This window comes from Salipiger sp. PrR003, from assembly GCF_010500785.1.
Classification (GTDB): Bacteria; Pseudomonadota; Alphaproteobacteria; order Rhodobacterales; family Rhodobacteraceae; genus Salipiger; species Salipiger pacificus_A.
Genome location: NZ_JAAGOV010000053.1, coordinates 1 through 14,262, shown reverse-complemented (window position 1 = coordinate 14,262; position 14,262 = coordinate 1). Strand labels below are relative to the sequence as shown.

Below are 14,262 nucleotides of genomic sequence, written 5' to 3'. Positions count from 1 at the left end.
GATGACGGGCAAAGCCCCCTACGCGGCCCTCTACCTGCCCGACACGGCACGCCCGGATCTCGTCCAGTTGCTGAAAATGGCGGGCAAAACCCTGCTTGCGCATGACAATTCCTCGGGCCGCCCGCTTCTCGTCTCGCGCCGGCGTCTGGCGCTGATGGGTGACTGCATGGGGCTCTGCCTGACCCATTTCGACGGAACGCGCGGCACACCGCGCATCGTGCTGCGGGTGCTCTGCCGCGAAGGCGGTCTCGCCAGCGGCCCCAAGGCCATCGCGCTGCTGCTCGAGGCGGTGCGCCGACTCTCGCCGCTGTGTGCGGCAACCGAGATCGAGTGGCTCTCTCCCAGGACCCGGCTCTCGCCAGAGACCCTGCCCGACCAGCTCACCCGCCCGCCGCGCAAGCGGCTTGCGCCGATCGATCCCGCAGCCGAGAAGCTGCTGGCCGAGGGAATCCGAGACGCCATGGCCGAGACGCTGACCGATCCCGCCGAGCCGACCATTCCCAGGGCCTCGGGGCTGCCCATGGTCGTTGCGGTGTCCGATCCGGCGCAGACGCGGCTGTCGCTGGCGGCCTGGGCGATGACCGGGCTGCTGGCGATGATCAACCTGCCCGTCGCCTTGGTGCTGGCCGCCGTCGCTCTGTCACGCGGGATGGACATTCGCCTTGCGACGCAATTTCTCAGCTTCACCGTCCTCGGTGTCTTCCTCGACAATGCCGGACTGCTGAACCTGCCGCTCTAAGGCGTGCCTGGCCCGCGCTCGACAACGAAGGTGTGGATCGAGAAGACCACCGCCGCCGTTTCGGGCAGCCGCACGAGGCACTGACGCTCCGAGCGCAGATAGGGCGCGGTCGCGGGGTTGGCCCGGTCCGTGTTGCTGCGGCGCGGCCCCGGCTGGAACAGCGTGGGATCGTCGTGGAACAGCCGGTTGAATCGCACCAGCGGTTTGCCCGGGCGCACCCCGTCGAAGAGCCTCTGCACCCGGCGGCCGATGTTGTCATCATACTCGGGAATCGGAACGTGGATGACACTGAGCGGGCGCGAGATCTTGTCCGCCAGCCGCCAGCCCGCCGGGAAGCAGAGCACCGCCGCTGTCAGGACGTGCTCGTCGCCGCGTTTCTGCAGTAGGCACAGATCTTCCTGAACCAGCACGCCGAGCGTGCCCATGGGGTCGTTCCGGTCGAGCGTCACCTCGACGCCGTCGGGCCGGGTCACCACCTCGCCTTTGCGCGTGAAGGACTCGGGCAGATGCGCCAGAACCACCTCGAGCAGTTCCTGCGCCGCGGGCATCGCCTCGGGCTCGATCGCCAGCACCGCCGCGCGCTGCGTCGCCAGCAGGCGCTCGCGTTCTGCCATCTGCGCGGCATAGGCATCGTCGACCTGCAGCCAGGCCGCCGGATCGAGCGGAGCGATCCCCGGCAGGGGCTTCATCTGCGTCAGGTCATGGGGAATCCGTGCCTGCAGGATCATCACGTCATTCTCCGCTCTCGGCCCTCCAGAGGGGCAGCTTCTCGCGCAGCACGCAGACAGGGCGCTGCGGCGCGTAGCGCGGCAGATCGTCCAGGGCCACCCAGCGAAGGTCGTGTGATTCCGCGTTCCCAAGCAAGGGGTTCGCAGGGTCAGCCTCGAAGAGAAACCGCAAATCGTAGTGAAAATGTGCGGGCTCATCAGCGCGGGCGGGGATCTCGTGGATGTCGATGTCGAAAAGTCGCGGCGATAGCAGGCGGGCGGACAAACCGGTCTCTTCGACAATCTCGCGCGCGGCCACCCCCGCCACGTCCGGATCGCCGTCGCAATGTCCGCCGGGCTGCAGCCAGCGGCCCAGCTTGGCGTGATGCAACAGAAGCGTGAAGCCCCGGCAGGGAGAGACCACGAAGCCCGAACCGGTGACGTGATCCTTCATCGGGTCTCGGCCATAAGGATCGGCCTCGCGCGTCATCAGCGCCCCAAGAGCCGCCCAGTTCTGCCGATCGCGCGCGTCGCGCAGCTCCATGGTCCACGGCAAATCGGACATTTTCGCTCCTTGCGCGCCAAGGCCGGGAGCGATGCCCCCGGCCCTGTCATCGTCTCCATGGTCCACGCGCTCAAGGCTCGAGATCACGCCCCAGCGCCTCTTCCAGCGCAGGCAGGAAGTCCTCGGTGTAGAGCGTGCCGGCCAGAGGGCCGACGTGCTTGTGCAGCACCGTGCCGTCGCCGCCGAGGATGAAGGTCTCGGGCGGGCCGGTCACCCCCCATTCGATCGCCGCGCGGCCCTGCGGATCAAAAGGCACACCGATAAAGGGCGAGCCGTCTTCGGTCAGGTAGCCCGAGGCGGCCCCGGTCTTGTCCTTGTAGTTCACGCCCACGATGCGCACGCCCTGCTCCTGCAGGTGCAGCAGCACCGGATGCTCGGCGCGGCACGGGGGGCACCAGCTCGCCCAGAAGTTCACCACGGTCACCTCGCCAGTGCGCAGATCGGCATCCGCCACCGGGGGAAAACCGTCGAGCGTCGCCGCGGGCAAGGCCGGAGCCGGCTTGCCGATGAAGGTGGACGGCAGTGAGTTGGGATCGCCGCGCTGCATGCCGAAATAGGCCATCACCGCGAATCCGGCGAAGATCAGCGGCGGAATCACCATCAGCGGCGAGACCTTAGCCATGGCGTTTCACCCTCTGTTCGATCTTTTCGAGTTCGGCCCGGACGCGGCGGGCACGGCGCAGGCTCACGGCGACCAGCGCGCTGATCAGCGCCAGGCTCACCCCGTAGGAGGCGAGCACGGCAAAGGCGTATTTCCCCAGATCGGGCATCATGTCCGGCCCTCCCGTGCCAGCAGCGCGCGCGACCGGCGGGCGCGGATTTCGGTCTGCGTGCGCAGGAAGACCAGCGCCACGAAAAGCAGCACGAAACCGGCGATGCAGACCAGCAGCGGATACCAGAAGACGTCGGCGACGTTCTCTTCCTTGTCCAGCGACAGCGAGGCGCCCTGGTGCAGCCCCTGGTTCCAGAACAGCACCGCGTAGCGCGACAAGAGCGCGAAGACCGAGCCGACGAGGCAGAGGATCGAGGTCAAATCCGCCGCGGTGTCATCGTTTTCGATCGCCGACCACAGCGCCATGTAGCCAAGGTAGAACAGGAAGAGGATCAGGAAGGAAGTGAGCCGCGGATCCCAGGCCCACCAGGTCCCCCACATCGGCTGTCCCCAGAGCGCGCCGGTGGCCAGCGCGATGACGGTGAAGGTTGCCCCGACCGGCGCGGCGGCGCGCGCCGCCAGCGCCGAGACGTGGTGGCGGCGGACGATCCAGATCAGCGAGGCGACCAGCATCATGATCCAGGCATTGATCGCCATCAGCGCGGCGGGCACGTGCAGGTAGATGATCTTGACCGTGGCGCCCTGCCGGTAGTCGTCGGGGGTGAAGAAATAGCCCCAGACCAGCCCCACCCCGAGGCACACCACTGCCGCGACCGACACCCAGGGCAGGATGCGGTCGGTGGTGCGGATGAACTTCACCGGATTGGCGTATTCCCAGATCGACATGCGGCTCCCCTAGCCCAGCTCGCGCCTCTTTACACTTCAAATATTCGGCAGCGGCAATGCTTGCCGCCGCCCTGTGACCTCTCAGCGCAGGTTGATCCTCAGAACCGCGGCGCTGGCGAAAGGCAACAGCGCCAATGTGCCGAAGCTGATCCCGGCCAGCATCAGCAGCGGCGTCTGCACCGCCAGCCCCTCGGCCCCGCGCCGCGCGACCTCTGCGCCGAAGATCAGCGTCGGCACATAGAGCGGCAGCACGAGGATCGACAGCAGCAGCCCGCCCCGTTTCAGCCCCACCATCAGCGCCGCGCCGAAGGTGCCGATGACCGAAAGCGCCGGTGTGCCGAGTGCCAGCGAGACCAGCACCCAGAGGTATCCCGAGGGCGGCAGGCTCAGCAACACGCCGAGCGCGGGCGCTGCAAGCACCAGGGGCAGGCCGGTGGTGATCCAATGGGCCAGCGCCTTGATCGTGACGATCCCCTCCATCGGCAGCGGCGCCGTGGCCAGAAGGTCGAGCGAGCCGTCCTCCCAGTCGAGCGCGAAGATGCGGTCGAGCGACAGCAGGCAGGCCAGCAGCGCGCCGATCCACAAGACGCCCGGCGCAATGCGGCTCAGCAGGCCGGTTTCGGGGCCGACGCCGAAGGGGATGAGGACGGTGACGACGAGGAAGAAGGCAAGCCCGAGGCCAAAGCCCCCACCCGCGCGAACCGTGAGCCGCAAGTCCCTGAGAAGAAGCGCAATCACAAGAAGGCCTCATCTTCCAGAGACACCCGGGGCGCGGCCTTGAAGGGGGTGACGTCAAGCACCTCTGCCTCGTCCAGCCCCAGATCGATATGGGTTGCCAACAGCGCCGAGCCGCCCGCCGCCAGATGGCCGCGCACCGCCTCGGCAAAGCGCGCCACCGAGGCCGTGTCAAGCGAGACCGTCGGCTCGTCCAGCACCCAGACCGGGCGCCCGGTGACCATCAGCCGGGCCAGGCCCAAGCGGCGCTTCTGCCCGGCAGAAAGAGTTCCGGCCATGCGCTCCTCGAGCCCGCGCAGGTCGAAGGCCTCGAGAGCGGCCTCGATGTCGGTCTGCGCGAAGACCTGCGCCCAGAAGCGCAGGTTCTCGGTGACCGAGAGCATGGATTTCAGACCATCGGAATGAGCGGCATAGGCGATGCGCTCGCCCGCCCCCTCGATCTTGCCCTCGAAGGCCGGTTGCAGCCCGGCGATGGTGCGCAGCAAGGTGGTCTTGCCCGAGCCGTTCGGCCCGCGCAGCACGAGTGCGCGCCCGGAGGACAGCGTGAAGCTGAGCCGCTCCAGCACGGGCACGCCGCCCCGGGCGACGGCCAGATCGCGAACTGTCAAGGTCGTGGGCAGGGTCATGCCACGGGCTTACCCCAGCCGAATGGCCCGGGAAAGCGCGAAAGCCGCGCCGCGACAAGCTGTTGCAGGGTCATGGCTGGTCCGGCACAGGCGCCGCGGGCGCGGCCGGATTGGCTAAGGCTCCGAAGATGCCAGGTCAGACGGGCATGGCCGCCAGAGCCACCCGGCGTCCCTCGCCCAGCAGCACGTTGTAGGTGCGGCAGGCCGACGGCGAGTTCATCACCTCGACCCCGACGCCCGCTTCTTCGAGCCGGCTCGACAGCGTCTTGGGCAGCAACGCGATGTCGCCCCCCGTGCCGACGAAGAGCACGTCGATCTTGCCCGCGAGCGAGACCAGCGTGTCCTCGTCCGACAGTCCCGCCCAAGGCTTCATGCCATCGGGAGAGAGGCAGACGCCGCCATCGACAGGACGCCCGCCAATGCGGAAAAATCCCGGGCCGTAGCCTTCGACCGGCATCGCGTCGCTGAAGTTGATTTCATTCATCCGCATGGTTCTTCCCCTGGTCCCATACAGGCGGCCCGAAGCGGACCGCGGTCCCTGTGATCGCGCCGATCCCGCTGTGCACCCCCTCCCGAAACGATGCACGAAGCATGATCATGCCGCGCTGCGGCAGCATAAGGCCGAAACATGAAAAATCAAAGCTAATTACCCCGCGCGACCATTGCCCCGCTGCTTGGGGCGGGCAGCGGGGGGCGCAGGTGGAGGGCCAGCATAGCGGGGATATACGAAAGCGACAAAGCCCTAGACCAAAGTCTAGGGCCTTGCTCGCGCACCGGCGCAAAAACCGGCAGTCCGGCCCGAGGTTGCACGTCTCGGGGCGCGCCGGGGCTGGTTTCCCGGCCCCGGAAGCCGGCTCAGACGCTGCTGCCGGTCTTCTTGGCCTCGGCCTCTGCCTCGGTCTTGCTCCAGTCGCGTTTGACGCCGAGCCAGAGCAGCACGGTCGAGGCGACGAAGACCGAGGAGTAAGTCCCCACGAAGACGCCCCAGATCATCGCGAAGACGAATCCGCGGATCACGTCCCCCCCCAGCGCGAAGAGCGCGAAGAGCGCCAGCAGCGTGGTGAAGGAGGTCATGAAGGTCCGGCTGAGGGTCTCGTTGATCGAGAGGTTCAGCACCTCCTTGAGCTCGGTTTTCTTGTACTTGATGAGGTTCTCGCGGACTCGGTCGAAGACCACGACGGTGTCGTTGAGCGAATAGCCGACGATGGTCAGCAGCGCCGCGATGGTGGTCAGGTCGAACTTCATCTGGAGCTCGGAGAAGACGCCGATCGTCAGCACCACGTCGTGCACCAGCGCCAGCACCGCGCCGAGCGCGAACTGCCATTCGAAGCGCAGCCAGATGTAGATCAGCACCGCGCCGATGGCCAGAACCACCGCCTCGACCGCGGTCCAGATCAACTCGCCCGACACCTTGGGGCCGACGGATTCCACCGAGACGAACTCGATGTCCGGCGCGACGCCCTGCAGCGCCGCCTCGACCTGAGCGATGGTCTCGGGGGTGACGGCCTCTTCCTCGTCCTGCGCCTGGATGCGGACCATGGCGACGTTCTGATCCGGCCCGAAGGACGGGTCGAATACTTCGGAGATCACCACGTCGCCCAGCCCCAGCGTGCCGAGCGCGTCGCGGTAGGCGCCGACGTCCACCACCTCGGCGCTCTGCGTGCGGATGGTGGTGCCGCCGCGGAAGTCGATGCCGTAGTTCAGGCCGCGCACGCCGAAGCTGACCAGCGCCAGCACGATCATCAGGCCGGAGATGCCGAACCACAGCTTCCAGCGCTTGAAGAAGTCGAAGCTCGTATTGTCGGGAATGACACGAAGACGCATGGCTCAGACCTCGATGGTTTTGGGACGGCGGCGTTCGAACCACATCGCGATCAGCAGCCGGGTGACATAGATCGCGGTGAAGACCGAGGTGACGATGCCGAGGCCGAGGGTGATGGCGAAACCGCGCACCGGACCCGAGCCCATGACATAGAGGATGATCGCCGTGATGATGGTGGTGATGTTGGCGTCGACGATGGCCGACAGCGCCTTTTCATAGCCAAGCTCGATGGCCCGTGCCGGCCCGCGCGCGGTCTTCAGTTCCTCGCGGATACGCTCGAAGATCAGCACGTTGGCGTCCACCGCCATACCGACGGTCAGCACGATGCCGGCGATGCCGGGCAGCGTCAGCGTCGCGCCGATCATCGACAGCAGGCCGAAGATCAGCCCGACGTTCACGATGAGCGCGATATTTGCGAAGATGCCGAAGAGCCCGTAGCTCGCCCACATGAAGCCGAGCACCGCGACGAAGGCCACGCCTGTCGCCAGCTTGCCCGCTTCGATGCTGTCCTGTCCCAGTTCCGGACCGATGGTCCGTTCCTCGAGGAAGTCGAGCCCGGCGGGCAGCGCCCCGGCGCGCAGCAGCACGGCGAGGTTTGTGGATTCCTCGACCGAGAACTGGCCGGTGATGATGCCCGAGCCGCCGGGGATGTGGCTCTGGATCACCGGGGCCGAGATCACCTCGTCGTCGAGAACGATGGCGAAGGGCGAGCCGATGTTGGCGGCGGTGTAGTCGCCGAACTTGCGCGCGCCGCTCGGGTTGAAGCGGAAGGTTACCGCCGGACGGCCGTTCTGGTCGAAGCTCGGCTGGCTGTCGGTCAGCTCCTCGCCGGTGACGACGGGCGCCTGCTCGAGCACGTAGTAGACCCCCTCCTCGTTCATCGCGGGCAAGAGCTCGTTGCCCACGCCGGGGGTGGTGTCGGCGTTGGTGGTGCGGCTGACGACCGGCTGGAAGGTCAGCTGGGCGGTGGTGCCGATGATGTCCTTGAGCTCGGCGGCCGAGCCGATTCCCGGCACCTGGATCAGGATGCGGTCGCTGCCCTGCCGCTGGATCGTCGGCTCGCGGGTGCCGACCTCATCGATCCGGCGCCGGATGATTTCCAGCGACTGCTGCATGGTGCGCTCGTCGGTGGCCTGTTTCTCGGCCTCCGACAGGGTCACGACGATCTCGTCGCCCTGCCCGCTGACCTCGAGGTCGTTGGAGCCGGCGCCGGTGAGCGAGGTCACCGGACGCGCGAGACCGCGCACCAGCTCCAGCGCGCGGGCCATGCCGTCGGGGTTGGAGATGCGCACGCGCAGCTCGCCGGCCGGTGAGGGCTGCAGGCGGATGGTGCCGACCGTATCGCGCTCGGGGCGCAGGATGTCGCGCACGTCGGGCCAGAGCGCCTCGAGCCGCGAGGCGTAGACGTCGGCGACCTTTACCTCGGCGAGCAGATGCGCCCCGCCGCGCAGGTCGAGGCCGAGGTTGACCAACCCGGAGGGCAGCCAGCTCGGCCAGCTCGCGGCGGCCGCCTCTCGCTCGGGCGTGGCACCCGACTTTTCGATGGCGGCAACCGCGTCATTGTGGGATTCTACCCTGTTGTAGAACAGGTTAGGGCTGGCCAAGGCCAGCCCTACGATCACGAGCGCCCAGATGGTCAGGCGTTTCCAAAGATCGATCTGAAGCATTGTCTGGGGCGCTTTCGCGTTGGGATCAGGACTCGGCGGGCTCGGTCTTCGACAGGACCTGAGCAACTGTGCTCTGGATCACGCGGACCTTGACGCCCTCGGCGATCTCGACCTCGACCTCGCCGCCTTCCTTGACCTTCACCACCTTGCCGATGAGGCCGCCTTGGGTGACAATCTGATCGCCGCGACGCAGGGCGCTGACCATCTTCTGGTGCTCTTTCACTTTCTTCTGCTGCGGACGGATCAGCAGGAAGTACATGATGCCGAAGATCAGGATCAGGGGGACGAACTGGGCGACTGCGCTGCCATCCATGGGCGGGCTCCTCTTGGTGTTATATGGGGGACACCCCCCGCAAAATTTGGCCGGAACCTATGTGCGATCCTCCGCCGATGCAAGGCGCGATGGGACGGGGCACACCGCATGCGCGGGCGATGCGCGCGCCATGCACACACGTGTGCGTGATGGACGTGCGCCCGGCGGACCTCTACCTTCCGCTGCGCCCCCAGCGGAAGACGCCCATACTCCGATGACACGATCCCGCAAAGCGCGGCTCCCGCGCCTCCTTGCTGCCCTCCTCTTTCTCGCCCTTCTCTTCCTCGCCCTGCCTGCCGCCGCGCAGGCCCCCCTGCCGCTGCCGGCCGAAGACCACGCCGGGTGGCAGGCGATCGGCCGGGTCAACACCCGCGGCTACAACCGGCGCGGCATGTGTTCGGGCACGCTTGTCGCGCCTGCCCTCGTGCTTACCGCCGCGCATTGCGTGGCCGGCCCCGAGGGCGACCCGGTGGACCCCGCACGGCTGCATTTTGTCGCCGGGTGGCTCGGCGGCGCCTACGCCGATCACGCGCAGGTGGCCTCCTACGAGGCGCACCCCGAGGCCTACAGGGGCCACCGGCTCGACATCGAGCACGACCTTGCCGTGCTCACCCTCGCCCGCCCGCTGACGGTGGCCCCGTTGACGCTCGGCAGCACATCCGCCCCACCCTTCGCGCTTCTCGGCTACCATGACACGCAGCCCAACCGGCTCTCGGCGCGCTTTGATTGCGACGGGGCGCGCGAGCATGCCCTGCTGCGCCTGGGCTGCCCGGTGCGGCCCGGCAATTCCGGCGGGCCGGTGCTGGCGCGCGAGCCCGGTGCTCCCGATGCCCCGTGGCGCGTCATCGGCGTTGTCAGCGCCACCAACGCGCGCAGCACGCTCGCCGTGCCGGTGGATGACTGGCTCCGGACGCGTCTTACGCGCGGCTCCCCCTACACTCCCTGAGCTTTTCAGGGCATAACCCGCGCGAGTCGCACATAAAGAGGACGAGACCGATGCACGACATCCGCGCCATTCGCGAAAACCCCGCCGCCTTCGATGCGGCGCTCTCGCGCCGGGGTGTGGAGAATGCCTCGGCCCCCGTGCTGGCGCTGGACGAAGAGCGCCGCGCCGCGATCCATGCCGCCGAGACCGCGCAGGCCGCGCAGAACGCCGCCTCCAAGGACGTCGGCAAGGCAAAGGCCAGCGGCGACGAGGCCGAATTCGAGCGCCTGCGCGCGCTGGTCGCCGAGAAGAAGGCCGAAGTCGCCCAGATGCAGGGCCGGGCCAAGGAGCTCGACGCGCAGCTGACCGACATGCTGATGGGCATTCCCAACCTGCCCTTCGACGACACGCCCGACGGCGCCGACGAGGACGACAACGTCGAGATCCGCCGCTGGGGCACGCCGAAGAGCTTCGACTTCACCCCCAAGGAGCATTACGAGCTGCCCTCGGTGGTGCCCGGCATGGACTTCGAGACCGCGGCCAAGCTCTCCGGCTCGCGCTTCGTGCTGCTCTCGGGCGCCGTGGCCCGCGTGCACCGCGCGCTGGCGCAGTTCATGCTCGACACCCACGTCGAGGAGAACGGCCTGTCGGAGACCTGGACCCCGGTGCTGGTGCTCGACGAGATGATGTACGGCACCGGCCAGCTGCCGAAGTTCGGCGAGGACAGCTACCAGACCCGCGAGGGCTGGTGGCTGGTGCCCACCGCCGAGGTGACGCTGACCAATATCGTCAATGGCGCGACGGTCGAGGAAAGCTACCTGCCCCGCCGCTACGTGGCGCACACGCAATGTTTCCGCTCCGAGGCGGGCTCGGCCGGCCGCGACACCGCGGGCATGCTGCGCCAGCATCAGTTCGAGAAGGTCGAGATGGTCTCGATCACCCATCCCGAGAAAAGCCGCGACGAGCACGACCGGATGACGAAATGCGCCGAGGGCATTCTCGAGAAACTCGGCCTGCCCTATCGCACCGTGGTTCTGTGCACCGGCGACATGGGCTTCGGCGCGCGCCGCACGCATGACATCGAGGTCTGGCTGCCCGGCCAGAATCAGTACCGCGAGATCAGCTCGGTCTCGGTCTGCGGCGATTTTCAGGCGCGTCGGATGAACGCCCGCTTCAAGCCCGAAGGGGGCGGCAAGCCGGAGTTCCTGCACACGCTGAACGGCTCGGGGCTCGCCGTTGGGCGCTGCCTGATCGCGGTGCTGGAGAACGGCCAGCAGGCGGACGGCTCGGTCGATCTGCCCGAGGCGCTGCATCCGTGGCTGCGCGGCAAGACCCGCATCGCCGCCGACGGCACGCTGGTCTGAGGGGCGGGAACCAAGATGATCTGGGTCCGGCCGCTCTTGCTGTTTCTCGCGGCGATCGCCTTCGCGGCCTCGCCGCTGGTGTTCCCCGGGTTCACCGGATTCGCGCCGGACGCCTTTCCGGTCCCGCAGGTCGACCCGCCGGTGCAGCCCGCGGGCTACGCTTTCGCGATCTGGGGGCTGATCTATCTGTGGCTCATCGCCGGCACCGGATTCGGCCTCTTTCGCCGCTCGGACGATTACGACTGGATGGACCATCGCGACCCGCTGCTGATCAGCCTTGCGGTGGGCATCTTCTGGCTTCCGGTGGCGCAGGTCTCTCCGATCGCCGCCACCGCGATGATCTGGGTCATGCTGGTGACCGCCCTTCTGGCGCTCTTCCGCGCCGGCGACATGGACCGCTGGTGGCAGATCGCCCCCATCGCGATCTACGCGGGCTGGCTGACGGCGGCCTCCTGCGTCTCCGTAGGGCTTTTGCTGGCAGGCTACGGGCTGCTGCCCGAGACCCCGGCGGCGCTGCTGGCGCTGGCCCTGGCGCTGGCGATCTCGGTCATCGCGCAATACCGGCTGCACCGCGCGCCGCTTTACGGGATCACGGTGATCTGGGCGCTCATCGCGGTGATCGTCGCCAACGCCAGCCCGCTGAACTTCGCGGTGGCCGGGCTCGCCGCAGCGGGCATCTTCGCGATCCTCGCGCTGCGCGGCACCGACACCGAGTAGGCGGCTTTTCGCCACCCGAAAACGATCACCTCCGCGGAGCGACCCGCGGAGGTGACGGAGGATGTCGAAAGATCGACCCGAGGATCAACCAGAGCCGCAACGATCAGGAGTATCGAGATCTCCCCCCAATCGGCCATGGCCTCCCCTTCGGCGAGGGCTGCTGTCAGTCGGTCGGGATCATGACCACTGTGGTGCGGATCTCGTAGGGCAGGATCACAATCTCATGCACTTCGGGATCGTCGCCCGAAACCGAGATCTGCGTTGCCGCTTCGCAGATATTCGCCTCTGCCTCGGTTGCGGACCCCGCCTTTTCTTCGGCCGCGGCGACGATTCCCTCTTCGACCGCGATGATGAAACCCTGGCATTTCACCTGCTTGACGTTGGCGAAAGCCGCGGTCGAAGACAGGGCGACCACGGCTGCGATGGCGGAAAGATGAGTCAATTTCATGTCAAATACTCCAAATCAAAGTGAATCGAACTTTACCTAGCGTCACTTATCCTTGCAACCTTATGTTGAAGCTCAGGTACCGAAGATAAACCAAGCTGCGGGCGCGCAATCTTCGCGGGAAATCTTCTCGTAAAGGGTGAACATCTCGGGATTGCCACCCGCAATGCCGGGCGTCCCGCCCAAACGCAAAAGCGCCGGAGCATCTGCTCCGGCGCTTGCCCGCGTCACGGGGTCGGCTCAGCCCTTCTGCTTGGGCAGCTTGCCGAGGTGCTTCTTGAGCGCGCCGGCGTTTTTCTCGCGGCGGCCCTTGTAGGGGTTCTTGTCGCCCTGCCCGCGCAGTGTCAGGCGGATCGGCGTACCGGGCATGTCGAAGGCTTCGCGCAGGCCATTGACCAGGTAGCGCGTGTAGCTGTCGGGCATGTCCTGCGGCCGCGAGCACATCACCACGAAGCCCGGCGGCCGGGTCTTGGCCTGGGTCATGTAGCGCAGCTTGATGCGGCGGCCCTGCGGTGCGGGCGGCGGGTGGCTCGACACCATGCCCTCGAGCCAGCGGTTGAGCTGGCCGGTCGAAACCCGCCGGTTCCAGGTGGTCCAGGCCTTCATGATCGCCGCGTTGAGACGGTCGAGCCCGCGCCCGGTCTTGGCCGAGACGGTGACCAGCGGCGCGCCGCGCAGCTGCGGCAGCAGCCGGTCGAAGGCCTCCTTGAGGTCGCGCAGCTTCTCCTGCTTGTGCTCTTCGACGTCCCACTTGTTGACCGCGACCACCACCGCCCGGCCTTCACGCTCGGCAAGGTCCGCGATGCGCAGGTCCTGCTGCTCGAAGGGGATGGCGGCATCGAGAAGCACCACCACGACCTCGGCGAACTTGACCGCGCGCAGACCGTCCGAGACCGAGAGCTTCTCGAGCTTTTCCTGCACCTTGGCGCGCTTGCGCATGCCAGCCGTGTCGAAGATGCGCATCGGAACGCCTTCCCAGTCCAGCCGGACCGAGATCGCGTCGCGGGTGATCCCCGCCTCGGGGCCGGTCAGCAGCCGGTCCTCGCCGAGGATCTTGTTGATCAGCGTCGACTTGCCGGCGTTGGGGCGGCCGACCACGGCGATCTGCATCGGCTTGCCCGCGGTCGGCATGACCAGCTTGGCCTCGCCGTCCTCATCGTCGCCCAGCTCGTCCTCGTCGAGCTCCAGCTCGGTCTCGGGCGCCTCCTCGGCAGCCCGCTCGGCAAAGGCATCGGCCAGCGGCATCAGCGCACTGTAGAGTTCGGGCAGACCCTCGCCATGCTCGGCCGAGAGCCGGATCGGCTCGCCGAGGCCAAGGCTGTAGGCCTCGATCACACCGGCGTCGGCAGCCGAGCCCTCGCCCTTGTTGGCGGCAAGGATCACATGCGCCGAGCGCTTGCGCAGGATCTCGGCGAAGACCTCGTCGGTCGGGGTCACGCCGACGCGCGCATCGATCATGAAGAGGCAGATGTCGGCCATGTCCACCGCACGCTCGGTGAGCTTGCGCATACGGCCCTGCAGCGACTCGTCGGTGGCCTCCTCGAGACCCGCCGTGTCGATGACGGTGAAGCGCAGGTCGCCGAGCTTGCCCTCGCCCTCGCGCAGGTCGCGGGTGACGCCGGGCTGGTCGTCGACCAGCGCGAGCCGCTTGCCGACCAGGCGGTTGAACAGGGTGGACTTGCCAACGTTGGGGCGGCCGACGATGGCGAGGGAGAATGTCATGGCACGCACCTCTTGCGGATTCAAACCCCGCCTTTAACGCAAAGCTCGGGCAGGAGAAAGGGATCTCGAACGTGGCCCTGCTTATGGGCGCCGCCGGGACAATCAGTTCCTGAAGATAGGACAGGCCGCACCCCGTCCGTCGCCCCTTTCCAAATACGCGTGCCCCAACGCAAACGCCCGCGCCGCCGGTCGGGCAGCGCGGGCGCGTCTCGGGGGCGGCGCGGCTTACGTCAGATCGCCGGGCAGCAGTGCGTCGGGCAGGTTCTGGTAGCTCACCGGGCGCAGGAAGCGGCGGATCGAGAGCGTGCCCACCGAGGTGGCGCCGAAGTTGGTGCTCGCGGGGTAAGGCCCGCCGTGGACCATCGCGTCGCAGACCTCGACGCCGGTCGGGAACCCGTTGACCAGCAGCCGGCCGGC

The 14,262-nt window shown here is 67.5% G+C and carries 17 protein-coding genes and 1 pseudogene; 4 read left to right on the top strand and 14 right to left on the bottom strand.

Annotation, left to right across the window (positions count from 1 at the left end):
- The first annotated feature begins 1 nt into the window (after position 1).
- Positions 2 to 739 (top strand): hypothetical protein, encoded by a 738-nt coding sequence (locus G0D83_RS19315; protein WP_164196395.1) that lies wholly within the window; start codon positions 2 to 4, stop codon positions 737 to 739.
- Here the strand turns inward: G0D83_RS19315 and G0D83_RS19310 are convergent.
- The 11 genes from G0D83_RS19310 to yajC form a co-directional block, all read right to left on the bottom strand.
- Entirely contained in the window at positions 736 to 1,467 is a 732-nt protein-coding gene (locus G0D83_RS19310; protein WP_164196394.1) for a DUF3445 domain-containing protein, read from the bottom strand. The two genes, G0D83_RS19315 and G0D83_RS19310, sit on opposite strands and share 4 nt — an antisense overlap.
- Positions 1,468 to 1,471: 4 nt before the next feature.
- Complete coding sequence (locus G0D83_RS19305; RefSeq protein ID WP_164196393.1) at positions 1,472 to 2,011, bottom strand: NUDIX hydrolase; 540 nt, start codon at positions 2,009 to 2,011, stop codon at positions 1,472 to 1,474.
- Positions 2,012 to 2,081: 70 nt separating this feature from the next.
- A complete protein-coding gene (locus tag G0D83_RS19300; protein ID WP_235940172.1) occupies positions 2,082 to 2,633 on the bottom strand; it encodes a DsbE family thiol:disulfide interchange protein in 552 nt (183 codons plus the stop codon).
- The gene (gene ccmD, locus G0D83_RS19295) at positions 2,626 to 2,784 is read right to left on the bottom strand and encodes a heme exporter protein CcmD (RefSeq protein ID WP_203595039.1); all 159 of its coding nucleotides are present in this window, start codon (positions 2,782 to 2,784) and stop codon (positions 2,626 to 2,628) included. The genes G0D83_RS19300 and ccmD overlap by 8 nt, the downstream gene beginning before the upstream one ends.
- Positions 2,781 to 3,509, bottom strand: coding sequence for a heme ABC transporter permease (locus G0D83_RS19290; protein ID WP_164196392.1), 729 nt, complete (start codon positions 3,507 to 3,509; stop codon positions 2,781 to 2,783). Before G0D83_RS19290 ends, ccmD begins: the two co-directional genes overlap by 4 nt.
- A gap of 81 nt (positions 3,510 to 3,590) precedes the next feature.
- Positions 3,591 to 4,247, bottom strand: a complete 657-nt coding sequence (gene ccmB / locus G0D83_RS19285) for a heme exporter protein CcmB (RefSeq protein ID WP_164196391.1) — start codon at positions 4,245 to 4,247, stop codon at positions 3,591 to 3,593.
- Positions 4,244 to 4,870 carry a heme ABC exporter ATP-binding protein CcmA gene (ccmA, locus tag G0D83_RS19280; RefSeq protein ID WP_164196390.1) on the bottom strand — a complete coding sequence of 209 codons (627 nt, stop codon included), beginning with the start codon at positions 4,868 to 4,870 and terminating at the stop codon, positions 4,244 to 4,246. The genes ccmB and ccmA overlap by 4 nt, the downstream gene beginning before the upstream one ends.
- 136 nt (positions 4,871 to 5,006) lie before the next feature.
- Complete coding sequence (locus G0D83_RS19275) at positions 5,007 to 5,360, bottom strand: Mth938-like domain-containing protein (protein WP_108965148.1); 354 nt, start codon at positions 5,358 to 5,360, stop codon at positions 5,007 to 5,009.
- A gap of 365 nt (positions 5,361 to 5,725) precedes the next feature.
- On the bottom strand, positions 5,726 to 6,694 hold the full coding sequence (gene secF, locus G0D83_RS19270) for a protein translocase subunit SecF (RefSeq protein WP_164196389.1): 969 nt from the start codon (positions 6,692 to 6,694) through the stop codon (positions 5,726 to 5,728).
- 3 nt (positions 6,695 to 6,697) lie between these two features.
- A complete protein-coding gene (gene secD / locus G0D83_RS19265) occupies positions 6,698 to 8,359 on the bottom strand; it encodes a protein translocase subunit SecD (protein ID WP_164196388.1) in 1,662 nt (553 codons plus the stop codon).
- Positions 8,360 to 8,384: 25 nt separating this feature from the next.
- Entirely contained in the window at positions 8,385 to 8,672 is a 288-nt protein-coding gene (gene yajC / locus G0D83_RS19260; RefSeq protein WP_092431329.1) for a preprotein translocase subunit YajC, read from the bottom strand.
- A gap of 214 nt (positions 8,673 to 8,886) precedes the next feature.
- Between yajC and G0D83_RS19255 the strand changes: the two genes are divergently transcribed.
- Genes G0D83_RS19255 through G0D83_RS31930 form a run of 3 tightly spaced genes read left to right on the top strand, consistent with a single transcriptional unit; the run spans position 8,887 to position 11,678 of the window.
- Positions 8,887 to 9,618, top strand: coding sequence for a serine protease (locus G0D83_RS19255; RefSeq protein WP_164196387.1), 732 nt, complete (start codon positions 8,887 to 8,889; stop codon positions 9,616 to 9,618).
- 50 nt (positions 9,619 to 9,668) lie between these two features.
- The gene (gene serS, locus G0D83_RS19250) at positions 9,669 to 10,961 is read left to right on the top strand and encodes a serine--tRNA ligase (RefSeq protein ID WP_164196386.1); all 1,293 of its coding nucleotides are present in this window, start codon (positions 9,669 to 9,671) and stop codon (positions 10,959 to 10,961) included.
- Between the two features lie 15 nt (positions 10,962 to 10,976).
- Positions 10,977 to 11,678 (top strand): hypothetical protein, encoded by a 702-nt coding sequence (locus tag G0D83_RS31930; protein WP_203595038.1) that lies wholly within the window; start codon positions 10,977 to 10,979, stop codon positions 11,676 to 11,678.
- 163 nt (positions 11,679 to 11,841) lie between these two features.
- Here G0D83_RS31930 and G0D83_RS19240 read toward each other — a convergent pair whose 3' ends face one another.
- The 3 genes and pseudogenes from G0D83_RS19240 to G0D83_RS19230 form a co-directional block, all read right to left on the bottom strand.
- Positions 11,842 to 12,126: a hypothetical protein gene (locus G0D83_RS19240; RefSeq protein ID WP_164196384.1), complete on the bottom strand. Its 285-nt coding sequence runs from the start codon at positions 12,124 to 12,126 to the stop codon at positions 11,842 to 11,844.
- Between the two features lie 237 nt (positions 12,127 to 12,363).
- A complete protein-coding gene (gene der, locus G0D83_RS19235; RefSeq protein ID WP_164196383.1) occupies positions 12,364 to 13,845 on the bottom strand; it encodes a ribosome biogenesis GTPase Der in 1,482 nt (493 codons plus the stop codon).
- A gap of 225 nt (positions 13,846 to 14,070) precedes the next feature.
- Positions 14,071 to 14,262, bottom strand: a pseudogene (locus G0D83_RS19230) (aldehyde dehydrogenase); the annotation flags it as partial.